The organism is Streptomyces sp. 3N207 (assembly GCF_052246355.1).
Lineage (GTDB): Bacteria > Actinomycetota > Actinomycetes > Streptomycetales > Streptomycetaceae > Streptomyces.
This window is the reverse complement of record NZ_JBQQBV010000023.1, coordinates 1-21,889: the sequence shown is the minus strand read 5'-3', so window position 1 is coordinate 21,889 and position 21,889 is coordinate 1. Positions and strand designations below refer to the sequence as shown.

Annotated in this window: 18 protein-coding genes and 1 pseudogene; 7 read left to right on the top strand and 12 right to left on the bottom strand. The window is 69.5% G+C overall.

The genetic code is table 11. The features are described 5' to 3' along the window. Positions 1–6: 6 nt before the first annotated feature. The 11 genes from ACTWP9_RS28720 to ACTWP9_RS28670 all read right to left on the bottom strand — a co-directional run bounded on the left by ACTWP9_RS28720 (position 7) and on the right by ACTWP9_RS28670 (position 12,794). Positions 7–1,665, bottom strand: a complete 1,659-nt coding sequence (locus ACTWP9_RS28720) for a long-chain fatty acid--CoA ligase (RefSeq protein ID WP_443249213.1) — start codon at positions 1,663–1,665, stop codon at positions 7–9. A gap of 277 nt (positions 1,666–1,942) precedes the next feature. Then, on the bottom strand, positions 1,943–2,581 hold the full coding sequence (locus tag ACTWP9_RS28715; RefSeq protein ID WP_443249212.1) for a SigE family RNA polymerase sigma factor: 639 nt from the start codon (positions 2,579–2,581) through the stop codon (positions 1,943–1,945). A gap of 147 nt (positions 2,582–2,728) precedes the next feature. After that, the gene (locus tag ACTWP9_RS28710; RefSeq protein ID WP_443249211.1) at positions 2,729–3,865 is read right to left on the bottom strand and encodes a glycoside hydrolase domain-containing protein; all 1,137 of its coding nucleotides are present in this window, start codon (positions 3,863–3,865) and stop codon (positions 2,729–2,731) included. An 81-nt stretch (positions 3,866–3,946) separates the two neighbouring features. Further along, positions 3,947–5,107, bottom strand: coding sequence for a lipid-transfer protein (locus tag ACTWP9_RS28705; protein WP_443249210.1), 1,161 nt, complete (start codon positions 5,105–5,107; stop codon positions 3,947–3,949). Then, on the bottom strand, positions 5,104–5,577 hold the full coding sequence (locus ACTWP9_RS28700; RefSeq protein WP_443249209.1) for a MaoC family dehydratase: 474 nt from the start codon (positions 5,575–5,577) through the stop codon (positions 5,104–5,106). Before ACTWP9_RS28700 ends, ACTWP9_RS28705 begins: the two co-directional genes overlap by 4 nt. Then, a complete protein-coding gene (locus tag ACTWP9_RS28695; RefSeq protein WP_443249208.1) occupies positions 5,559–6,689 on the bottom strand; it encodes an acyl-CoA dehydrogenase family protein in 1,131 nt (376 codons plus the stop codon). Before ACTWP9_RS28695 ends, ACTWP9_RS28700 begins: the two co-directional genes overlap by 19 nt. Next, positions 6,689–7,633, bottom strand: a complete 945-nt coding sequence (locus ACTWP9_RS28690) for a Zn-ribbon domain-containing OB-fold protein (protein WP_443249207.1) — start codon at positions 7,631–7,633, stop codon at positions 6,689–6,691. The genes ACTWP9_RS28695 and ACTWP9_RS28690 overlap by 1 nt, the downstream gene beginning before the upstream one ends. Continuing rightward, on the bottom strand, positions 7,630–8,760 hold the full coding sequence (locus tag ACTWP9_RS28685; RefSeq protein WP_443249206.1) for an acyl-CoA dehydrogenase family protein: 1,131 nt from the start codon (positions 8,758–8,760) through the stop codon (positions 7,630–7,632). Before ACTWP9_RS28685 ends, ACTWP9_RS28690 begins: the two co-directional genes overlap by 4 nt. Positions 8,761–8,927: 167 nt before the next feature. After that, positions 8,928–9,209, bottom strand: a complete 282-nt coding sequence (locus ACTWP9_RS28680; protein WP_443249205.1) for a hypothetical protein — start codon at positions 9,207–9,209, stop codon at positions 8,928–8,930. 417 nt (positions 9,210–9,626) lie between these two features. Beyond that, positions 9,627–10,301: a TIGR03086 family metal-binding protein gene (locus ACTWP9_RS28675; protein ID WP_443249204.1), complete on the bottom strand. Its 675-nt coding sequence runs from the start codon at positions 10,299–10,301 to the stop codon at positions 9,627–9,629. Between the two features lie 138 nt (positions 10,302–10,439). Continuing rightward, on the bottom strand, positions 10,440–12,794 hold the full coding sequence (locus ACTWP9_RS28670) for an ATP-binding cassette domain-containing protein (protein WP_443249203.1): 2,355 nt from the start codon (positions 12,792–12,794) through the stop codon (positions 10,440–10,442). Between the two features lie 501 nt (positions 12,795–13,295). Between ACTWP9_RS28670 and ACTWP9_RS28665 the strand changes: the two genes are divergently transcribed. The 7 genes and pseudogenes from ACTWP9_RS28665 to ACTWP9_RS28635 form a co-directional block, all read left to right on the top strand. Beyond that, entirely contained in the window at positions 13,296–14,525 is a 1,230-nt protein-coding gene (locus tag ACTWP9_RS28665; protein ID WP_443249202.1) for a helix-turn-helix domain-containing protein, read from the top strand. Positions 14,526–14,580: 55 nt separating this feature from the next. Continuing rightward, on the top strand, positions 14,581–15,021 hold the full coding sequence (locus ACTWP9_RS28660; RefSeq protein WP_443249201.1) for a hypothetical protein: 441 nt from the start codon (positions 14,581–14,583) through the stop codon (positions 15,019–15,021). After that, positions 15,018–15,539, top strand: coding sequence for a hypothetical protein (locus ACTWP9_RS28655; RefSeq protein WP_443249200.1), 522 nt, complete (start codon positions 15,018–15,020; stop codon positions 15,537–15,539). Before ACTWP9_RS28660 ends, ACTWP9_RS28655 begins: the two co-directional genes overlap by 4 nt. Positions 15,540–15,630: 91 nt before the next feature. Further along, positions 15,631–16,752, top strand: coding sequence for an adenosylhomocysteinase (locus tag ACTWP9_RS28650; protein WP_443249199.1), 1,122 nt, complete (start codon positions 15,631–15,633; stop codon positions 16,750–16,752). Positions 16,753–16,765: 13 nt separating this feature from the next. Continuing rightward, complete coding sequence (locus tag ACTWP9_RS28645) at positions 16,766–17,314, top strand: NUDIX hydrolase (RefSeq protein ID WP_443249198.1); 549 nt, start codon at positions 16,766–16,768, stop codon at positions 17,312–17,314. A 932-nt stretch (positions 17,315–18,246) separates the two neighbouring features. After that, positions 18,247–19,584 carry a tyrosine-type recombinase/integrase gene (locus tag ACTWP9_RS28640; RefSeq protein ID WP_443249197.1) on the top strand — a complete coding sequence of 446 codons (1,338 nt, stop codon included), beginning with the start codon at positions 18,247–18,249 and terminating at the stop codon, positions 19,582–19,584. Positions 19,585–19,594: 10 nt separating this feature from the next. Continuing rightward, positions 19,595–20,905, top strand: a pseudogene (locus ACTWP9_RS28635) (ice-binding family protein); the annotation flags it as partial. Between the two features lie 387 nt (positions 20,906–21,292). Here the strand turns inward: ACTWP9_RS28635 and ACTWP9_RS28630 are convergent. Beyond that, positions 21,293–21,889: hypothetical protein (locus tag ACTWP9_RS28630; RefSeq protein WP_443249289.1), on the bottom strand; the 597-nt coding region annotated here is incomplete at its 5' end.

The window sequence follows — 21,889 nt, the reverse complement described above, 5'->3', positions numbered from 1 at the left end:
GCCGGTTCAGCCCAGCTCGGTCACATCCAGCTCGCCCGCGGCGTACTGCCGGCGCAGCACCTTCTTGTCGAACTTCCCCACGCTCGTCTTCGGTACGGCGTCGACGGTGGCCCAGCGCTCAGGGAGCTGCCAGCGGGCGATGGTCTTGCCGAGGAAGGTACACAGCTCCTCGTAGGAGACCGGCTCGCGGTCCTCCTTGAGGACGACGCAGGCGAGCGGGCGCTCGCCCCACTTCTCGTCGGTGACGGCGACGACGGCAGCCTCGGCAATCGCCTCGTGCGCCATCAGCGCGTTCTCCAGCTCCACCGAGGAGATCCACTCACCGCCGGACTTGATGACGTCCTTGGCACGGTCGGTGAGCGTCAGATAGCCGTCCGGACTGATGACGCCGACGTCCCCGGTGCGCAGCCAGCCGTCCGGGCTGAACTTCTCCTCGGGGCGCAGCGGCGGCTCGCCCTCGCCGCCGAAGTACGCCGCGGCGATCCACGGGCCGCGCACCTCCAGCTCGCCGGGCGATGTGCCGTCCCAGGGCGCGAAACTGCCGTCGGGCGCCGCCAGCCGGGCCTCCACACCTGCGGGGAAGCGGCCCTGTGTGACCCGGTACGGCCACTCTTCCTCGGGGCTGAGCCCGCCCGGCGGGTGCGCGAGACTGCCGAGCGGGGAGGTCTCGGTCATCCCCCAGGCGTGGCAGACCCGTACCCCGTGCAGGTCCTCGAAGGCCCGCATCATGCTCGGCGGGCAGGCGGAGCCGCCGATGGTGACGGTCTTGAGGCTGGAGATGTCCCGCGGGGTGGCAGCGAGCTCGTCCAGCAGGCCCAGCCAGATCACGGGGACGGCGGCAGCGTGGGTGGGCCGCTCGGCCTCGATCATCTCGGCGAGCGGCGCGGGCTGGAGGAAGCGGTCGGGCATCAGCATGCTGACGCCGGTCATGAACACGGCGTGCGGCAGCCCCCAGGCGTTGACGTGGAACATCGGCACCACGGGGAGGGTGAGGTCGGCCGTGGTGAGACCCATCGACTCGGCCATGTTGACCTGCATGGAGTGCAGATAGACCGAGCGGTGCGAGTAGACGACGCCCTTGGGGTCCCCGGTGGTGCCGGAGGTGTAGCACATGGCTGCGGCGCTGCGCTCGTCCAGCTCGGGCCAGTCGTAGGAGGTGGGGCGCCCGGCCAGCAGCTGCTCGTAGTCGTGCACCTGTGGGGCGCAGCCCGCCAGCAGTGACGTGTCGCCCGGGCCGACGACGACCAGGTGCTCGACCGTCTCCAGGCGGGGCAGCAGCGGCGCCAGCAGGGGGAGCAGGGTGCCGTTGACGAGGATGACGCGGTCCGCCGCGTGGTTGACGATGAAGACCAGCTGCTCGGCGGGCAGCCGCAGGTTGAGGGTGTGGAGCACGGCGCCCATGGAGGGGATCGCGAAGTACGCCTCGACGTGGTGGCTGTTGTTCCACATGAGGGTTGCCACCCGGTCCTCGGGGCGTACTCCCAGTTCGTCCCGCAGGGCGTGGGCGAGCTGTGCGGCACGTTCGCCGGTCGCCCGGAACGTCGTGCGGTGCGGCTCCGCCTCGCCGGTCCACGTGGTGATCCGCGCGTCCCCGTGGACGGTCATTCCGTGGCGCAGGATGCGCGAGATGGTCAGCGGTACGTCGTCCTGCATCGTGCTCAGCACCGGGGCCTCCCCTTGAGCGGTGGTTACGCGGAGCAGGCGCATATCGCGCACGTTCCCGTCCCGGAGCGTTCACGCCCAGGAATGGCTACGCACGGGTGCGTCTCACCGCACGGGTGCGTTAACGCACGAGTAATGCGCCGGTTTCGCGGAAGCCTGCCACCGACCGCTCGGTATGTCACGGGTACCTGCCCGGATCCGCTGCCCGGACCGGCCCGCGGCCCGGTGCCGTGGGGAGTCGTACGCCGGTGGTGCGCTCAGGCGTACACCGACGACGTGCTCAGGCCGCGACCGGCTCCTGGTCGGCTGTGCCGTGCCCCTCGGCCTGGGAGTCCGCACGGACGTCCGCCGCCAGCTGCGGGTCTTCGCGCAGCTTGGCCAGGGCGCGCGAGACGGCGCTCTTGACCGTGCCGACGGAGACGCCGAGCACCTCGGCCGTCTGTATCTCGCTCAGGTCCTCGTAGTAGCGCAGCACCACCATGGCGCGCTGCCGGGCGGGCAGCTTGAGCACGGCGCGCCACATGGCGTCCCGTACGGCCTGCTGCTCGGCGGGGTCGGGCGCGGGCAGCGGGTCGGGCTCCGGCAGTTCGTCGCAGGAGAACTCGTCCACCTTGCGCCGGCGCCACTGCGAGGTGCGGGTGTTGACCAGCGCCCGGCGGACATAGCCGTCCAGGGCGCGATGGTCCTCTATCCGCTCCCAGGCCAGATAGGTCTTGGTCAGCGCCGTCTGGAGCAGGTCCTCGGCGTCGCTGGGGTTGGCGGTCAGGGAGCGGGCGGTGCGCAGCAGCACCGGGCCCCGTGCTTGGACGTAGGAGGTGAACGTCAGTGGCTGTCCCCCGGAGCCTGGCTGCATCGCAAGGGACCGCGCGCGCTTCGCATTGGTGGTCCGGGGAGTCCGAACTGTCCCAGGCGTGGTCATGGCACCCACGCTATGAGCCGCCCGGCTTCCCCGGATCGCCCCAAGGTCCCGATGCCGCGTCCGCCTCAGGGTGTAGGGGTGGTGTTTCCTACACCTCCTGAAGGTGGAGAGCATCCACCACGCGGATCAGGGCTGCCCCTGGGGATCTCATCCGAGGACCGCCACCGGAGCGTCCACCAGGTTCTGGTCGATGTGCACCGTGCGACCGCCGTAGGTCCGCTTCACGTTGCCCGTGTGCTGGTGGATGCGGCGGTGCGGCTGCCACGCCCGGGGGTGCAGATTCCGTTCGCCGTTCACCGACGGACGCGTGTGCCAGCGGGCGAACCATACGGCGGTGGGCAGCCCCCGCGCCCCCGCCGCACGGGCCCTCTCCAGGTGCGCGATGCCGTAGTTCGCGCTGCTGTAGTAGCCGGCGACGTACCCCTGGGCGCGCACCGCGTGGTTCCAGCCCTGGATGAAGCGCAGCGTGGTGTCGGCACAGCCCTTCCGCTTGTACCGGTACGCCTCCATGTCGAGGTAGAGGGCGCTGCGCTGTGCCATGCCCAGCTGCTTCGCCCGGCGCACGGCGTCCAGTCCCTCGCGCTTGCCCTGCCCGTAGGGGTGCTTGCCGGACATCCGGAACTTGCGCTTGTTCTTGGCGATGACGCAGGGCGACTGGGAGCCGACGTAGACCGGCAGCAGCTTCCAGCCCTGCCAGGCGACGCTGCGCACCCAGCTGGGGCTCAGGTGCTTCTGCTTCGGACACGCCCTGGCGCGTCCGCCGATGTAGACCCCGGCGGCGCCGAACGGCGAAGCGCTGTTCCACGCCCGCATGGTGGCCGCGGAGGGGGCCTGGCAGGTATCGAAGGCTTTGCCCTTGAAGATCTGCGCCCCGAACTTACGGGGGTCGCCCCGCACGAGCGACGGCTGGCCGGCCGGCACCCCCGCGGCGCCGGGCGCACCCGGGTCGGCGGGCGCGTCGGGAGCCGCCGGGTCGATCATTCCCCGCGGATCGGTGGGCCCGCCGGGGGCGCCGTGCCCGGCGGTTGGGCCCGGCTCGGCGGTTGCTCCCGGCTCGGCGGTTGCGCCCGGCTCAGCGGGGGAGAGGACCGTGGTGCCGGGCAACGGAGAGGGATCAGGCGCCGGAGCGGTGCCTGCCGGGGGCGAGGTGGCGGGGCGGCTGGTGGCTGGCGCCGGTGGGTCGGGTTCCGCACCGGAGGCGGGGACAGCGCCTCCGGTGAGCACGGTGGCGAGTGCGGCCGACAGCAGGGCCGTCCGTCTCATCATCTGATTTTTGGTCGCCATGGGCCGAGTGAACGAGCCGCCACCCGCTGTGCCGGTCCGCCACGCCCATCGCGCTTCGGGATTCAGCCATCTGCTCGACGGTCACCGGGTGAGCACCAGCCCGGACGTCGGAACGCCGGTGCCTGCCGTGACGAGCACTCGCGCACAGTCGTCAACCTGGTTGACGGCAGTACCGCGGAGCTGGCGTACCGCCTCCGCGATGCCGTTCATACCGTGCAGATACGCCTCTCCCAGCTGCCCTCCGTGTGTGTTGAGCGGCAGCGTCTCCGCGGCGACGAAATCCGCGCCCCCACCGCGCGCACAGAAGCCGAACTCCTCCAGCTGCATCAGCACGAAGGGGGTGAAGTGGTCGTACAGCACGGCCACGTCGATGTCCTCCGGTCGCAGCCCACTGGTGCGCCACAGCTGCTGCGCCACGACACCCGTCTCCGGCAGTCCGGTCAGGTCGTCGCGGTAGAAGCTCGTCATCTGTTCCTGTGCGCGTCCGGCGCCCTGGGCCGCCGCCGTGATCAGTGCAGGCCGGTGCGGCAGGTCGCGGGCGCGCTCGGCCGAGGTGACGACCAGCGCCTGGCCGCCGTCCGTCTCCTGGCAGCAGTCCAGCAGCCGCAGCGGCTCCACGATCCAGCGCGAGGCGGCGTGCTCGGCCAGGGTGAGGGGTCTGCCGTAGAAGTAGGCGGCCGGGTTGGTCGCCGCGTACTTCCTGTCCACCACCGCGACCTGTCCGAAGACCTCCGGACGCAGCCCATAGGTGTGCAGATAGCGCTGCGCCGCCATGGCGACCCAGGAGGCGGGGGTCAGCAGTCCGAAGGGCAGCGACCAGCCGAGCGCCGCCCCTTCGGCCGAGGGCTCGCGCTGTTGCACACCCGAACCGAAGCGCCGTCCGGAGCGCTCGTTGAACGCCCGGTAGCACACGACCGTCTCCGCGAGGCCGCAGGCGACAGCCAGTGCAGCCTGCTGCACGGTGGCACAGGCCGCACCGCCGCCGTAGTGCACCCGCGAGAAGAACGACAGTTCCCCGATCCCGGCCGCCTGCGCGACGGTGATCTCGGGGCTGGTGTCCATGGTGAAGGTGACCATGCCGTCCACGTCGTCCGGCGAGAGCCCCGCATCGTCCAGGGCCGCCCGTACGGCCTCGACGGCCAGCTTCAGTTCACTGCGACCGGAGTTCTTGGAGAACTCCGTCGCACCGATGCCGACGACGGCAGCCCGGCCACCGAGGGAGTCCGCCTTCCGCAGGCTCATGCCGGAGCCCCTTCCGGCCCGGCGGACGACTCCCGGAGGGTGACGGTGACCGTGCCGGTGACGTGGCTGCCGAGCCGGTTGGTGCCCCGTACGGCGATCTCGACAGTGGCGCCCTCGCCCTCGGGCGCATCGGCGGCGGGCGGCGTGACCGCGGTGACGTGTCCGGACAGTGCCATGCTGTCGCCCGGATGGTTGGGCGCTCCCAGCCGGATGGCGACCTTGCGCAACACGGCATGCGGGCCCGCCCACCGGACGACGTAACGGCCCACCAGGCCGTTGGTCGTCAGGATGTTCATGAAGATGTCGGGGGAGCCCTTTTCGCGTGCTGCCTCGGCGTCGTGGTGGACGTCCTGAAAGTCCCGCGAGGCCAGGGCGCCGGAGACGATGAGGGTGCGGGTCACCGGAACGTCCAGCGGCGGCAGTTCGTCGCCCGCACGGGGCCAGGGCGTCGTCACAGCTCCTGCCTCCATTCGGTGTCGTGTTCCGGGTCGGACAGCGCCTCGCCCAGTTCGGCCAGCAGTGCGCCGGGGGAGCCGAGGCAGGCGTCGAGCTGCCGCCCCCACAGGAAGTGCCGGTGCACCGGATGGTGGAGATCGGCTCCGATGCCGCCGTGCAGATACTGTCCCGCGTGTACGACTCTGCGGCCCGCCTCGGCGGCCCACCAGGCGGCGGTCAGTGCGTGCGTGTGTGCGGGCAGCCCTTGGTCGAGCCGCCATGCCGCCTCGTAACAGGTGACGCGGATGGCCTCGGTGTCCATATAGGCGTCGGCGGCGCGCAGTTGCACCGCCTGGTTGGCCGCCAGGGGGCGGCCGAACTGTTCGCGCTGCGAGGTGTGTTCCACCGCACGGGCCAGCGACCCCGCGCATACGCCCGCCTGGAGCGCGGCGAAGGCCGTACGGACGCGGGCGAGCGTCACCCCGTACGCCGCCGTCCCGTGCGCCAGCGGTTCGCCGCATACATCCGCCAGTTCCAGCCGTCCGGCGCCCCAGGGAGCGGTCGTCTCCACCGGTGTGACGGTGACGCCCTGTTGCGCCCTCCCCTCCGGCCTCCGTGCCGCCTCCGCGAGCTCCACGAGGTACAGCTCGACGGTGCCGTCTTCCGTCGGTACGGCCGAACGCCGGGCGGGCACCAGCACATACGTCGCCTCCCGCAGCCATGGCACCATCGGCACCGTCCCCCACAGCCGCCCGTCGTCCCGTACGGCCACTCCCGCGCCGGTTCCCGCAGGCGGCAGCGGGAAGGCTCCGGTCGCCACCGCCGTGCCGTCCCGCAGCCCGGGCAGCAGCCGTGCGCGCTGCGCCTCCGTGCCGTGGGAGGCGACCGGCAGCAGCCCGTACACACAGGTCGCCGCCAGCGGCACCTGTGCCGTCCGGCGGCCCTGCTCCTCCAGGAGGAGTGCCAGCCCGAGCAGTCCGGTCTCCTCAACGGCCGCGACGAGGCCCGCGCCGGACAGCGCCTTCCACAGCTCCGCGTCGGTTCCCGTGCCGAGTGCGGAGAGCCGTTCATGGGTGGCGAGATCGGCGAAGATCTCGGCCGCAAGACCGCGGGCCGCACGTTGTTCCTCGGTAGGGGTGAAGTCCATCAGACCCCTCCCCGGAAGACGGGCAGTTCCAGATCGTCGTCCACCCGCAGGAACTCCAGCTCGACCGGCATCCCGATCCGCACCTCGTCGTGGCGGACACCGATGACGTTGCTGACGACCCGTACTCCCTCCGCCAGCTCGACCAGCGCCACCGCGTACGGCGGATCGAAGGCCGGAAAGGGGGGATGGTGCATGACGACGTACGAGTAGACGGTGCCGCTTCCGCACGCCGCGACGGCCCGCCACCCGGCACAGCCGCAGGCGTTGCAGCCGGGCAGCCACGGGAACCGCGGGGTGGCGCACTCCGTACAGCGCTGGAAGAGCAGCTGGTGCCGGGCGACGCCCTCCCAGAAGCCCGCGTTGTCCCGGTTGACGACGGGGCGGGGCCGCCGCGGCTTGTCGGCAGCGGGACCCGGCACGGCGGAAGTGAGTTTCTCCGGGCGGTACTTGAGGATCCGGAAGCGGTGCGTTCCGGCGAGCTCGGTACCGACCCGCACATCCATCCTGGTCGTCACGAAGTACCCGGTGCCCAGCTTGGTCGTTTTGCGGGGGGAGACCGACTCGATCACCGCATCGAAGGTGATCTCGTCCCCGGGGTGCAGCGACCGCACGTACTCCTGCTCGCAGTCGGTCGCGACGACCGAGGTGTAGCCCGCACCGTCCAGCGCCCCCAGCAGCTCGCCGTACGGCCCCGAACGTCCGCCCCCAGGGCCCCCAGGGCCCGCGAGCCCGGCCATCGTCCAGACCTGGAGCATCGTCGCGGGCGCCGAGCCGTCGGGCGGTACGGGGTGGCCCAGCGCCTCGCACCAGTGCCGGATCATCGGCTCGTTGACGGGGTCCCGGCCGCGCGCCGAGTGCGCCGCCGGACGGCCCGCGTACGCGCGCAGCCGCTCGTACAGCGCGTCGCCCTCACCCGCCCCGAGCGTCTCCCCCGCACCGCTCACCGCCGCCCCCTCCGCATTCCGAGCCGCATCGTCGCGACGATCTCCCGTTGGATCTCGCTCACTCCGCCCCCGAAAGTGTTGATCTGGGCGGCCCTGTTCATCCGCTCGACCTCGCCGCCCGCGAAAGCGCCCGGCGATCCGGCCCGTACCGTCCCGGTATCCCCCAGCACCTCCTGGCACAGCGCGTAGACCGCAACGGTGCTCTCCGTGCTCGCGAACTTGACGCCGCTCGCGTCGCCCGGCGCGAGCGTGCCCGCGCCGACGTCCCCGACCAGCCGCCAGCTGAGCAGCCGGGTGGCGGCCAGTCGGGCGTGCGCCTCGGCGAGCCGTGCCCGCACCCAGGGTTCGCGTACGAGACCGGTCTCGCGGGCGTGTGTCAGCACCGCGTGGTAGTGGTCCTCGGCCTGCATCCCGAGCGCCGCCAGGGCGACCCGTTCGTGGTTGAGCTGGTTGGTGATCAGCTGCCAGCCGGCGTGCTCCTCCCCCACCAGGTTCCCGGCCGGGACGCGGACGCCGTCGTAGTACGTCGCGGTGGTGGTCAGCCCGCCGACGGTCTCGATCGGCGTCCAGGAGAAGCCGGGCGCATCGGTGGGCACCAGGAGGATCGAGATGCCCCGGTGCTTGGGTGCTTCGGGGTCGGTGCGGCAGGCGAGCCAGATCCAGTCGGCCTGCTGCGCGTTGCTGGTGAAGCTCTTCGCGCCGTCGATCCGCCAGTCGCCGTCCGGCTCGCGTACCGCGCGGGTGCGCAGCGCGGCGAGGTCCGTACCGGCCTCGGGTTCGGTGTAGCCGATGGCGAAGACGAGTTCCCCGCGCAAGATGCGGGGCAGGAAGTACGCCTTCTGCGCGTCCGTCCCGGATCTCATCAGGGTCGGCCCGACGGTGTTGAGCGTGACCATCGAGACGGGGGCGCCCGCGCGGTACGCCTCGTCGAAGAAGACGAACTGCTCGTCCGGGCCGCGCCCTTGGCCGCCGTACTCGACCGGCCAGCCGAGCCCCAGCAGTCCCTCGGCCCCGATACGGCGCAGCAGCGCGCCGGGCTCGGCGTCGGGCTGGGACATCAACTCGCGGAAGTACGCACGCAGGTCGGCCCGGAGGCGGCGCTGCCGCTCGGTGGGTGCGAAACGCATTACCTGACTGTCCGTCAGCTATGGAGCGGGTGTCAACAGCACGGTGTCAACAGCGCCGAGACGCCTGAAGACGACCTCCCGCCGGTGGTACGGACCCGCGGGCCCGCGGCCTCAGCCCCATCCCCATGAGCGCCCGGCGTCCCAGGACCGGGCGGCCCGTCAGCCGGTCACCACAGGTTGCCGAAGGCGACGGTGCCGGTCTCGTTGTGCGTCTCGTTCTCCTGGTTCACGACAGCACCGTTGCCGTTGACGGTGGCGTTGTTGGCGTTGTTGGTGTTGTTCCCGTCGCCTACGGCGCCCTGCACCTGCGAGTTGGCGCTCGCGTTGGAGTTGGATCCGTCGTCCGCGAGGGAGCCGTTGTCCGCCTGGGCCACGCCGGACATGACGGCGAGGGCGAACGGTAGGGCGGCGGCGCCCGCGATGACGCGGGCGGAACGGATGCGTGCCATGTTCATTCCTCCAGGAACGGTTGAGTGCGCCCCAAGGGACGCTGCACCGGAATTGCGCTCTTGCCGAGGACAGTTGGCCCGCTGTCTTCGGCCTCGCTTGCGACGTCGCGGGTCCAGAGTTGCCCACGGTGCCAGGGACGGATTCGCCCGGACAGTCTCTTTCCCCCGCACGAATGACGACGTGTCGATAAACGCCCCGTACACCCCAACACCGCTCTTTCCCCCCACTGTGCTCCGCTTCCGACTGCGGAGGCGGCACGCCCCCACCCGTGGGACGAGGGCGGCCGGGTGCGACAGCCTGGCGGAGCCACTGGTCCGGGCAGCGCTCGCGCTCGGCCTGCCGGAACGCGAGGCCCGCTCGACCGTCGCCTCCGCGGCCCGACGCGCGGGCCGGCACGCGGCGGGATGAGGGGGCCGTCAGCTGCCGGGGGCGTGCCACGCCGGGTCACGGCCGGCGAGGCCCACGACCTTGTCGAGCAGCGGAGCGTCCTCGGCGACGTGCACGACCGGACCGAAGATCCCCGTTTCCCCGTCCTCGCTCACGGCACCCGCCAGGAAACCGTGGACGGCACGCAGGCCCGGCTCGTCCACCTGGTACTCCTGACGGGTGGCGCGGGCCAGGTCCCAGCCGTGTACGACGAGCTCGTCCAGCGTGACCAGGCCCCCTTCCGTGCCCGTCAGCATGAACCCGCCCGCCTGGGTGCTGCCCGTCCAGGCGTCCGGCGCCGACCAGGCGACCGCCAGATCCGCCAGATCGTGCGGCAGCCGCTCGCGCCAGTCGTCCGGCAGGGGCTGTTCCCCCGCATGCTCGCCCGGGCCTGCTGCCGTGACCCCGCCCAGCTCCTTGCGCGCGGTGTACTGGAGGCCCACGGCGAGCTGGCCGATGTGCCGCAACAAGTCGCGCACGGCGAACTCCGTGCAGGGCGTGGGGTCGTCGAGCTGCGCGTCGTCCACATGGGTCACGAGCGCCGCCGTACGGCGTGCCGCGGGGCGCAGATCGACGGGTGCTCCGCCGCCTCCGCCCGGCCCGAGCCCCGGCTCCGGCACCGCTCCCGGCCCTGGTCCCGCAGCACCGTTCGCACCGTCCGCCATGTCGCTCGCCTCCCGTTCCGCAGACACTTCGCCGCCGCACGTACGAGCAGCCTGTAAGGGCCCGTGCACAACAGCCTCCGTGGATACGGACCGTCCGGCACGGCGAAACTCGCCGCCCTGCGGCCCGGTGCCCGGCCGTCACCCGGGAAGGGCTCGCCGCAGGTACTCCGCCGTATGGGTGGCGGCGGAGTACGCCAGCTCTTCGGGCGTCCCGGCGAAGAGGACCCGCCCGCCGTTCGCGCCCGCTTCCGGACCGATGTCGATCACATGGTCGGCGTGCTTGACCACGTCCAGATCGTGTTCGACCACGACCACCGTGTTGCCCGCGTCCACCAGCCGGTCGAGCAGCGCCAGCAGCGCCGCCACATCGGCCATGTGCAGCCCGGTGGTGGGCTCGTCGAAGACATAGATGCTGCCGGTCTCGTGCAGCCGGTGGGCAAGCTTGATCCGCTGGCGTTCACCACCGGACAGATGGGAAAGCGGCCGTCCGAGCGTCAGATAGCCCAGCCCGACCTCGTGCAGCGGGCCCAGCCTGCGCCGAACCGTACCGTCCGCCTGGTCGCCCTGCGCCCCGAAGTGCTGCAGCGCCTCGTCGACGGTCATCGCCAGCAGGTCGGCGACGTTTTTGCCCGCCATACGGTACGAGAGAACGTCCTCCCGGAACCGCCGCCCCTCGCACACCTCGCACACGGTGGTCACCGGATCCATGAACGCCATATCCATGGTGACCGTGCCGCGCCCCTGACAGCCGGGGCAGGCGCCGGTGGAGTTGAAGCTGAACAGCCCCGGCTCGACACCGTGCTCCCGCGCGAACATCCGGCGGATCGGGTCCCAGATGTCGGTGTAGGTCGCGGGGGTCGAGCGCGGAGAGATGCCGACCGCGGACTGATCGAGAACGATCGCTTCGGGATAGGTGCTGGCGAAAACTCCCACCAGGGTGCTCTTGCCGGACCCGGCGACCCCCGTCACCGCGGTCAGCACCCCGGTCGGAAAGTCCACGCTCACCTCGTGCAGGTTGTGCACAGAGGCGTTCCGTACGGGCAGCGTCCCCGTGGCCGTCCTCCGCTGCGCCGACGGCTTGAGGCCCCGCTGCTTCCGGAAGTGCTCGCCCGTGACCGTTCCGCTCCGTTGCAGCTGAGCCACGCTGCCCTCGAACACGATCGTTCCGCCCTGTGTGCCTGCGCCCGGCCCCATGTCGACCACATGGTCGGCCAGCGCGATCACATCCCGGTCGTGCTCGACGATCACCACGGTGTTCCCTTTGTCGCGCAGCGCCCGCAGCAGCCCACCGAGCCGGTCCACATCACGGGCGTGCAGTCCCACACTGGGCTCGTCGAAGAGGTACGTCATACCGGTCAGGCTGCTGCCCAGGTGCCGCACCGTCTTCAGCCGCTGGCCCTCGCCGCCCGACAGCGTTTTCGTAGGTCTGTCCAGCGTCAGATAGCCCAGCCCCACCGCGTCGATCCGGCCCAGCGAGGCCAGCGCCGCCGACACTGCGGGCCCGCCCACGGGATCGCGCGCCACCTGCGCGTCCGCCAGCCACTCCACCAGCTCGCGGACCTCCATCGCACACAGGTCCGCCAGCGACCGCCCCTCGATACACGAGGCCAGGGCACGCGCATTCAGTCGCGCGCCCTGGCAGTCCGGGCAGACGCCCTCGCTGACCACCCGCTCGGCGTGCTTGCGCTCCCGCTCGCTCAGCGATTCGAGCCCCGGTTCGATGAAGCGCCGGGTGAAGCGCGGCACCAGTCCCTCGTAGTCGTTCACCGCGATGGACGGAGGACCCTGGTCACCCTGCGGCCGGTGCGGCCGCTGAGTCCGGAACCCGGCGCCGTGCAGCAGCAGTTCGCGCTCCGCCGGCGAGTAGTCGCGCAGCGGCTTGTCCGGGTCGAACAGCAGCTCGGAGTCCTCCCACGCGGGGGAGGACGCGCCGTCGTACCTCGTGACCTCCGCATAGCGCTTCCAGTAGTTCGTCCCCACCGCGAAGGCCGGGTGCCGGATCGCACCCTCGTTCAGCGACTTCGACTGATCCAGCAGCTTGTCCGGGTCGAGCCGCACTCTCCGCCCGAGTCCCTGGCACCCCGGGCACATGCCCTGCGGATCGTTGAACGAGTACAGATGCGAGAGTCCCGCGCTGGGCTCGCCGCAGCGCGAGAAAAGCACCCGCAGCACCGGGTTGACCTCGGTCATCGTCCCCACGGTCGACCGGGCCCCGCCGCCGACCGGCTTCTGGTCCACGATGATCGCGGGCGTCAGGTTCTCCACGAACTCGAACCTCGGTCGCTCATGGCGCGGCAGCCGGTTGCGGATGAACGAGGGGAAGACCTCGTTCAGCTGCCGCTGCGACTCCACCGCCAGGGTGTCGAACACCAGCGACGACTTCCCCGACCCGGACACCCCCGTCACCACGGTCATCCGCCCCAACGGCACCCGCAGTGTCACCCCCCGCAAATTGTTCTCGCGCCCCCCACGCACCACGAGCTCCCCACGCAACCCGATCTCCCTCCGCTCCGCACCTCACCTCATGCCGAGCCCCCACCCTCACCCCGAAACCAGACACCCTCTGTCCCCTTTTCCAACACCCAGCCACCGCCCCCGACACAACGAAAGGGCACCACCCACAGGTGGTGCCCCTTCACGTCTTCGACTCTGCAGCGGTGCTACCGCCGATGCGGAGGCGGTGGGATTTGAACCCACGGAGGTGTTGCCACCTCTACGGTTTTCAAGAGGGCTCCCTTCAGCCGCTCGGGCAACCCACCTCGGCCCCGTCCCACCTGGAGCGGAGCCGCCACCGCCTACCAGCCTCACGCCTCGCGCGGGGTCCGTGGTCCACACGGGGTCCACTGGCTCCATTGCCAGGCACTCCCTGACCTGTAGCACTCCACACGTTGGCCGCGGCCTGGGTACCGTCAAGGGTAGAAGCCCCGACGGATGGAGCACGATGCCTCGCCGCCCGCTTGACCGCTGGCGCCTCGCCCATGGAGGTGCGCGCTGATGCTGGAAGAAGCCGAAGAGATCGGTCGTCGCGCACGCCGCGCGCGGCTCCGCCTCGGCATGACGCAAGTCGACCTCGCCTCCGCCCTGGGCAAGACGCAGGGGTGGGTCTCCAAGATGGAACGCGGACACATCGAGCTCGATCGCGTGGGTCTGGTCAACTTGCTTGCCTCAGAGCTGCACGTACACCCCAATGATCTGATCGGTCGTCCGTACAACAGCTCACCGGCCGAGAACCAATGGCAGGTGGCCGCCGCAGCAACCCTGCGCGAGCTGCGGCGCTATGACCTCGCCCCCGTTTTCGAGGGCACCCCGCGCCCCGCCCGCCAGCTCTGGCAGGAAGCGACCCGACTGCACCGCTTGCGTGACGCCGCCGCCAACGTGGCGATCATGGAAGTTCTCCCCGACCTGTTCCGCGAGGCGCGCGCCCTCGCCGAAGTCGCGACGGGGCACGAGCGGGAAGAGGCGTTCGCCATCTACGCCGTGTGCTGCAAGTTCGCCCACACCGCCGCGCACGCCCTCGGGCACCCTGAGCTGATCGCCATGGCGTGTGAGCGGGCCGCTTGGTCTGCCCGGCAGTCCGCCGACCCTGTCATGCCTGCCGTCGCCGACTGGATGCGGGTGTGGGACATGTGGGCGACGGCGGACTGGGAGGACGCCATCGCTCTGTCGGACAAGGCGATTCACTCCGTACAACGGGCGTATGACCAGGGCGAGCCGCTTGCCGTCCGCGCGTGGGGGTCCCTCCAACTTCGTGCGGCCGTCTCTGCCGCCCGAGCGGGCCGCCGCGCGGAAGCCGAAGACCGCATCGACCACGCGCGGACTGCGGCTGACCGGATGGCGGAGCACTGCGGCCTTCCGGTGTACGACCGCCACAGTCTGACGTTCTCGGCCGGCAACGTGCAGATTCACGCGATCAGTGTCGCGCTGGAGATGCACGAGCAGCGCAAGGCTCTGTCAATACACCGCCGCACGAGCCCGGCTCTGGTCGACTCGCTTCCCAACTCCCGCCGCGGGCACCATCACATGGACGTGGCACGCGCCTGGCTGTGGGACGGAAACCGCGACAAGGCACTGAAGGAACTGGAAAAGGCCGAGCGCATCGCTCCCCAGCTCATCCGCAACCACCCCATCGCCCGGTCAACCCTTCGGAGCATCGTGTACGCCGAGCGAGCAGGCACCCGCGAGAAGCTGCGCCGCATGTCAGACCGCTTCCACCTTGATGGATGAGGGTCGTATTCCTGCGGTTCATGTTGGGCCCTGAAGAGCTTCATAGCTTCGGGGTATGGCCGAACAGACCTCGAAGCAACTCCCCGCGCGGGGTGCCGAGTTAACTGCTGGCGCCCCGTTTCACCCCCGCCTCGGCGACCTTGCCCTCGACCTCGCGAAGGCGTGCCGGATCGGCGTGGTCGTCGCCCTGCCGAGCGACACCTCGGCGTCGTACCAACTGCGCCCGCCCGGCGGTGGCGAGGATTGGCGGGCCAGGTCCGACGGAAGCACTCTGCGCCCCGTGCCCGTTCCGGTCACGCATGTCACGCCCATGAGGCGTGACGCCATCTACGACCACCGCGCACAGCAGGCCGCAGTGCCGGTCACCGTGCACTACGAGGACGGCGGCGCCTGCGAGACGATGCTCGTGCTCACCCCTGCGCAAGTCGAGCTGTACTACATTCAGCTCGGCCAGCTCATCGAGGCGAGGGAATCGGCTCGGGAGCGTGAGCAGTGACCCCGTCAGTGCTGACGTTCGCTCCGCCGATCTCTGTGCGCACGCCGATGCGGTCGCCCATCGCCTTCCGCTGTGAGGCGACCGCTCACGACCTCAGCGGCACCCGCGAGGTTCAGCTCGCCACCTACCGCGGCCGGTCCCCGCGTCTCGCCGCCCGTTGGCTGCGCGCGGAGGCATCCCACCTCGCCCGGCTGCTGTCCCCGGACCCGGAGGCCATCTCCCTCCGAGATGCGCCGCTCACCACTCCAGGGTCGGACGTGCCTCGTCCTGACGCCGATCTGCGCGCGTGGGCCAACAGTGACCAGGCATACGAGCACGCGCTACGCGTCCTCGCCGCAGACCGCGCGTTCGTGTTTGCCGTGACGGACTATGACGCCTGGTACTCCCTTCGGGTGGATCCGCTGCCCACGCTCCGCCCGGCACCCCCGCAGGCCCTCGTCTCCGCCCGGTGCCCATCCCACTCCCCGGCGGTGACGGGCCGCCACCGGAGACCCCGAGGACGGCGCACTACCCGATGACTCCCCGTCCCGGCGTCTCCCCAACTCCTCGGCGCGGGGCGGGTTCACAGCCTGTTCGGAGCCTTACCACCCAGCCAAGGGAAGTGAGCCAATGGAACAGTTCGAGCGTGCACGTCTCGATTCGTACTTCATGCGTATCGCTGACGCGTTTCCCCCGGCGGAGAAGCCGTCGGCCTTCCTGATCACACACCTCCTGCCCGAACGTCCCTCGTTCGTCCGGGCTGTGGGCATCAGCACCAACCTGCGGGCAGTTCTGCCCAAGCCCAAGTCCATCGACCTCACTGCCCGCCGCGAGATCGAGAAGACGACGCAGTGTGATCCCTTGTCGCGTGAGCTGTTCGAGGACCCCGATACCGCAGTCGACTATGTCGAGTCGCGGACTGGCGGCGAAGCTGTGGTGCTCCTCGACGTGGGCGGCTACTTCGCGCCGACGCTCGACGCCCTGTGCGAGCGGTTCTCAGGGCGTGTCCTGGGCGTGGTCGAGGACACGGAGAACGGGCACAAGCGGTACGCCAGCGCCGAGAAGCTGCCCTGTCCGGTGGTCTCTGTCGCCCGCTCCCCGTTGAAGGATCCTGAGGATTTCCTTGTGGGTCAGTCGGTCGTGTTCTCGGCCGAGGCGCTGATGCGGAGTCGGGGGGACATCCTGCACGGTCGCCCGGCCCTCGTGATTGGGTTCGGCAAGCTCGGATCGAGCATCGCCCGCCTACTGCATGCCAAGGGCGTGCAGGTCACCGTGCACGACGTCGACCCTGTCCGCCGCACGCAGGCGCTCTCGCAGGGCTTCGCAGTCGCCAGGGACCGCGACACGGCCCTGCACGGGGCGGGCCTGATCCTCTGCGCGACAGGCGCCGTGTCCTTACGGGGCGAAGATTTCTCGGCCCTGCGGAACGGCGCCTACGTCGCCACGGTCACCAGCAGCGAGGACGAACTCGACCTCGCTGGCCTCCCCGACGTGTACCAGCGGACGCCCAACGGGGAACACATCACCCGCTATCAGACGACGGGCCACTACTTCTACCTGCTCAACCGGGGCAACGCCGTCAACTTCCTGCACGGTGCCAGCGTGGGCCCGTTCATCTACCTCGTGCAGGCCGAGATACTCGCGGGCGTCCGAAACCTCGCCCGCGGGGACCTCGAACCCGGTATGCACGAGGTCGACGCTGCGGACCGCGCGGCCATCGCCGGAACGTGGCTGAACTACTTCAACCGCTAGGAGACCCAGCCTCATGCCAATCACCGCGCAGCACGTGCGCGACACCGTCAACGCCTACCTCGCCAACCATCCGGACGAGAAGGACGCTCTCTCACCGCTGTGTGAGGTCGTCGAGCAAGCTGGCGACTCGGTCGCCTCACGCAAGGAATTCCGCGGACACGCCACCGCCGGTGCCGCCCTGATCCGCCCCGACGGCCGTGTCCTCACCATCGAACACCGAGCCCTGCGCAAGTGGCTGCTGCCCGGCGGGCACGTCGAGGACAGCGACACGAGTCTGCGTGATGCGGCCATGCGCGAGTTGTTCGAGGAGACGGCCATCAGCCGCGATCAGGTCGAGCCAGACCGAGAGTCCCCTCTGCACATCGACGTGCACACCATCCCGGCGAACGACGCGAAGTGCGAACCGGAACACCTGCACTTTGACTTCCGGTTCCTGTTCCGCACCACCGCCGACGCCGTCGAACTGCAAGAGGAAGAGGTCACGAACTACTCGTGGCAGTTCGCCGACATGCTGACGGTCGAGCCTCTGCGCTCCCGAGTGATGGCCGCCGCAGGCTTCTAAGGCCAACAGCAAAAGACCGGGCCACCCCTCGCCCGGACAGCATTTGGGTGGTCCGGCCGCGGAATCCCTGACCAGAGCCCCGGTGCCGAAGATCGGCGCCGGGGCGTTGGCGTGCTCGGATGCGGGTGCTGCTGCAATCCCGGCCTCTCGTTGTCGAGTTGGAAACTGGAAAAGAGCGCTGACCTGAGCCACCGAAAGTCAGCCGCGACGGCGGGAGAGACGCCCGAGCACCTGCACGTGTGCCCCCGCAACCACCCAGCTTCATCAGCCACGCTTCGATGTTTTGATCTTTGACCCGCAGACGCCTCCGCTTTGCCCCAGCCGCCCACTTGCCGATGGCGCGACCGGCCCGCAGACCGCAACGAGATCTGTGCGCCGCGCCACGGGCCTTGTCGGTAGGCGGTACTAGTCCTCCAGGGCTGTGGTGTCGCGGGAGACGCGAGGCCGGACTGTGCTCTGGCGGCTCCTGGCCCTCGGGCGGCTACTCGTCGGCGGGGCACAGGGGGCTGTATCAGAGTTGCCGCTGAGACAGGTGTTGTCGCTGTCGTCCTCTTGCGGCGCGAGCGGCGGGGCTGCCGCGAAGTGGGGCGGCAGACAGGAACGAAGCGGCGGCACGGCCGCCGCGCCGCGCGGGCCGCGTCAGCGGCCCGCCTTGAATCAGTAGGGAAACTTTGAACAGCCCCGGTGTGCCTTCGGGCTGCCGGGGCTGCGCGCGTTGCCAGCAAGCAGTCCATGCGTGTGGGCGGGCCCTGCGTCCTCCGATCGCGTGATCACGTGCCCAGCTGGTGGCAATGTCCGGCACCGAGAGCTCTATAGACGGGTGATGAGGCCGGTTCAAAGTTCCGTTGTCCGCTTGGCGTGCTGGGCTGCGATCGAAGAGACCGAGAAAATCTCGGCCGCGCTGTCACAAATCGCGCTTTCAAGCCCCGTTCTTGGGTCGCCGCTGGCGAGTAGGGGCACAACCGCACTCCAAGAGCTACACCCTCAAGGCGCAAGCGGACGGGCGGCGGGCGGAACTACTCACGGCCCTCCGGAACCGCGAGCAGTTCGACACCGTGACAGGGCTGCCCAGCTCGGAGCTGCATGAACAGCAGTCCCCAACCTGGTACGCGCACGCATGCGCCTATGCGCTCATGAAATGGCCCGACGCGTCAGCCAAGCACCGCGCGAGCATCGCGGACGCCCTTGCCACGGTCACCCCCGCGCTGGTGTCCGACTCACGGGGCGCCCCCGCGCCCCGCGTGCTGCGACGGGCGCTGTACTCGTGGGCATTCAGCTTCCGGACCGCCAAGGATGGCTCCCTCGTGCCCCGCACGCAGCACGAAGAGCCTCCTTCGGAGATCACAGCGGCCCTCGACTGGATCGCCCGGAAGTCCACCAAAGTCAACGAGCTGGACACTCCCACAGTGCTTCGCCGCGCACTCGACGCCCTCAAGCTGAAGCTCGACGGCAAACCGGCTGCTGCGAACACGGTGCACCGCAAGTTCCCAGTCTTCACGAACTGCCTCCGGTACGCGGTGGAGCGCGAACACCTCCCAGCGCTCCCGCTCCACAAGGTGGACTGGAAGGCACCCGAGACGAACGACGAAGTGGACTTCCGTTTCGTTCCTGGCCCGGCTCTGGCTCGGAGGCTGATTGCTGCGGCCGGCGCTCTGGGAAGGCGCGGCCAGCACCTGCACGCTTTCTTCGGCTGCCTGTACTACGCGGCCATGCGACCGGCCGAGGTCACCGACCTGCGCCTGTCGAGCTGCACCCTGCCCGAGTCGGGCTGGGGCGAACTGGTGCTGTCGGGAACCTCGCCGCAGACGGGCTCAGCCTGGACAGACTCCGGCGAGTCCCACGACTCTCGCGGTCTCAAGAAGCGCGCACGCAGGGTCACCCGCTCCGTGCCGATCCCGCCCGTCCTGGTGCGCATGCTCCGCGACCACATCGCCATGTACGGCGTCGCCGAGGACGGCCGCCTCTTCCGCGCCAGTCGCGGGGGACGCGTGACGAACAAGGAGTACGGCGAACTCTGGCAGAAGGCTCGCTGTGCGGTGCTCTCCGCCTCGGAAGCGGCCTCCCCGCTCTCAGAGGTCCCCTACTCGCTCCGCCACGCGGGCGTCTCGCTCTGGCTCACCTCTGGCGTGTCTCCTACCGAAGTGGCACGCCGCGCGGGCCACAGCACCGCTGTGCTGTACCGGTTCTACGCCAAGGTCATTTACGGCAGCCAGAAACAGTCGAACGCGAAGATCGAGCGGGCACTGGAGGCTGCGGAGAAGGAGGGCTAAGGCCTGTCCGATGGGTCGTGTGACCGGGCGCCTGCGGATCGGTCGAATTGGCGTGGCTGGCCGGGCTCGCACGGTCGAATGGTGGCAGAGGCGCCGGAATCGAGCCCGGATTCGCCTGTGGCCGCACCAAATGCAATTGAAGCTCAAATTATATTACCTTCGATATCGCGCAATGGTGCCTTTCCGTCGACTATCTGCATCGGCGGCAAACTGCTCTGACCTGTCGCGCAAGGCAGCATGTGGCGGCGGCCGACGGCGGGACGCCACGCCCGGATTCATTCTCTTTGGACTGTTCGGGAAGCTCGCCTGGCGATGGAGGTCGGCACGATTAAAAGCTTCTTCATCCTGTTTGAAATGCAGTTTCTTGCTTACGGCGTCAGCTCGCCTTAGGCGAGATGGTCGTGTCGAACGGATTGCATGCGCACATACCGCGGTTCAAATGCGTATGGTGTGCCAGTGCTCCGCCCCGACGTTGCAGTCAGTTTTCAGGGGGCGCGCAACGGCGCGAGTCGCCTCGCTCAGACCTGACCCGTCAAGCGAATGCCGTTCGCTGCCCCTGGTCTCGCCCCAACCATGCCGCTGGCATGTGACGCAGCGATTCCCTGATGAAGCGCGAAGGGTCGTGAAATTGTCCGCAGAGTTTCGTACACGGGTAGGAATCTTCATGAGATCCAGCCTCAGTGGTGCGCTCAACCGACGCGCCATCCCCGCCTGGCTCGCGACGATCGCGGTGATCACCGCAATCATGGTCGCAGTAACCGCTTCGCGAGCGCAGGCCGTCGCGACAGCTGTCCCTCTCGGTACGGCACAGAGCTACGCCGTTCTCGGAGGCCAGTCCGTCACCAACACTGGGCCGACCGTGGTCAACGGCGACCTCGGGGTGCACCCCGGGACCGCTGTCAGCGGGTTCCCGCCTGGAACAGTCAACGGTGCCACTCACGTGGCAGATGCCGCAGCCCTACAGGCCCAGAGCGACCTGACCACCGCGTACAACAACGCTGCGGGTCAGGCTCAGGACGCCAGCATCTCCGGTGATCTGGGTGGACAGACCCTTCTTCCGGGGGTCTACAACGCGTCGAGTTCCATCGGTCTCACGGGCACGCTGACGCTGGACGCTCAGGGCGACCCCAACGCGGTCTTCGTCTTCCAGATCGGATCAACGCTCACGACGGCGTCTGCCAGCCGTGTGCTCCTCGTGAACGGCGCTTCGCCGTGCAACGTCTTCTGGCAGGTGGGCAGCTCCGCCACGCTCGGAACCAACTCAACCTTTGTGGGCAGCATCCTGGCCCTGACCTCGATCAGCGCGAACACCGGGGCGACCATCCAAGGCCGGGCGTTGGCGCGCAACGGGTCCGTCACGCTGGACAACAACGTGATCACCCGGCCTTCGTGCAACGGCGGCACCACGACCGGCACGACCACGGGCACCACGACCGGGACCACCACGGGCACCACGAACGGGACCACCACGGGCACCACGAACGGAGGGGCCACTACAGGCACCACGACCGGTACGACCACGGGCAACACGAACGGGGGGGCCACCACAGGCACCACGACGGGCGTTCTGGGCGGCGTTCTGGGCGGCACAGGCGTCCTCACAGGCGGCACCGGCGGCTTGGTCACGGGCGGCGGCGGATCGATCGCAGGCAACACTGTGGGTGGCGACACCCAAGGCAACGTCCAGGGGAACACTGCCGGTACCACGTCAGGAAATGACGGCAACACGGCAGGAAACGACGGCAACACCTCCGGCAATACCTCTGGGAACACCCAGGGCAACACCTCCGGAATCACCCAGGGCAGCACCGCCGGAAACACCCAGGGCAACTCCGCCGGAATCACCCAGGGCAACACCGCCGGGAACACCGCAGGTGACGGAAAGGGCCGGCACCACAAGCCGTGCAAGCACCACGGCAAGTGCGAGCACCACAAGCCGTGCAAGCACCACGGCAAGTGCGAGCACCACAAGCCGTGCAAGCACCACGGCAAGTGCGAGCACCACAAGCCGTGCAAGCACCACGGCAAGTGTGAACACCACAAGCCGTGCAAGCACCACGGCAAGTGTGAACACCACAAGCCGTGCAAGCACCACGGCAAGTGCGGACACCACAAGCCGTGCAAGCACCACGGCAAGTGCGGACACCACAAGCCGTGCAAGCACCACGGCAAGTGCGGACACCACAAGCCGTGCAAGCACCACGGCAAGTGCGGACACCACAAGCCGTGCAAGCACCACGGCAAGTGCGGACACCACAAGCCGTGCAAGCACCACGGCAAGTGCGGACACCACAAGCCGTGCAAG

Bases quoted from the DNA above. Each gene is read 5' to 3' on its own strand.
- ACTWP9_RS28715 (WP_443249212.1), bottom strand. From the start codon at position 2,581: ATGACCACGCCTGGGACAGTTCGGACTCCCCGGACCACCAATGCGAAG.
- ACTWP9_RS28710 (WP_443249211.1), bottom strand. From the start codon at position 3,865: ATGGCGACCAAAAATCAGATGATGAGACGGACGGCCCTGCTGTCGGCC.
- ACTWP9_RS28705 (WP_443249210.1), bottom strand. From the start codon at position 5,107: ATGAGCCTGCGGAAGGCGGACTCCCTCGGTGGCCGGGCTGCCGTCGTC.
- ACTWP9_RS28700 (WP_443249209.1), bottom strand. From the start codon at position 5,577: ATGGAGGCAGGAGCTGTGACGACGCCCTGGCCCCGTGCGGGCGACGAA.
- ACTWP9_RS28695 (WP_443249208.1), bottom strand. From the start codon at position 6,689: ATGGACTTCACCCCTACCGAGGAACAACGTGCGGCCCGCGGTCTTGCG.
- ACTWP9_RS28685 (WP_443249206.1), bottom strand. From the start codon at position 8,760: ATGCGTTTCGCACCCACCGAGCGGCAGCGCCGCCTCCGGGCCGACCTG.
- ACTWP9_RS28680 (WP_443249205.1), bottom strand. From the start codon at position 9,209: ATGGCACGCATCCGTTCCGCCCGCGTCATCGCGGGCGCCGCCGCCCTA.
- ACTWP9_RS28675 (WP_443249204.1), bottom strand. From the start codon at position 10,301: ATGGCGGACGGTGCGAACGGTGCTGCGGGACCAGGGCCGGGAGCGGTG.
- ACTWP9_RS28665 (WP_443249202.1), top strand. From the start codon at position 13,296: ATGCTGGAAGAAGCCGAAGAGATCGGTCGTCGCGCACGCCGCGCGCGG.
- ACTWP9_RS28660 (WP_443249201.1), top strand. From the start codon at position 14,581: ATGGCCGAACAGACCTCGAAGCAACTCCCCGCGCGGGGTGCCGAGTTA.
- ACTWP9_RS28650 (WP_443249199.1), top strand. From the start codon at position 15,631: ATGGAACAGTTCGAGCGTGCACGTCTCGATTCGTACTTCATGCGTATC.
- ACTWP9_RS28645 (WP_443249198.1), top strand. From the start codon at position 16,766: ATGCCAATCACCGCGCAGCACGTGCGCGACACCGTCAACGCCTACCTC.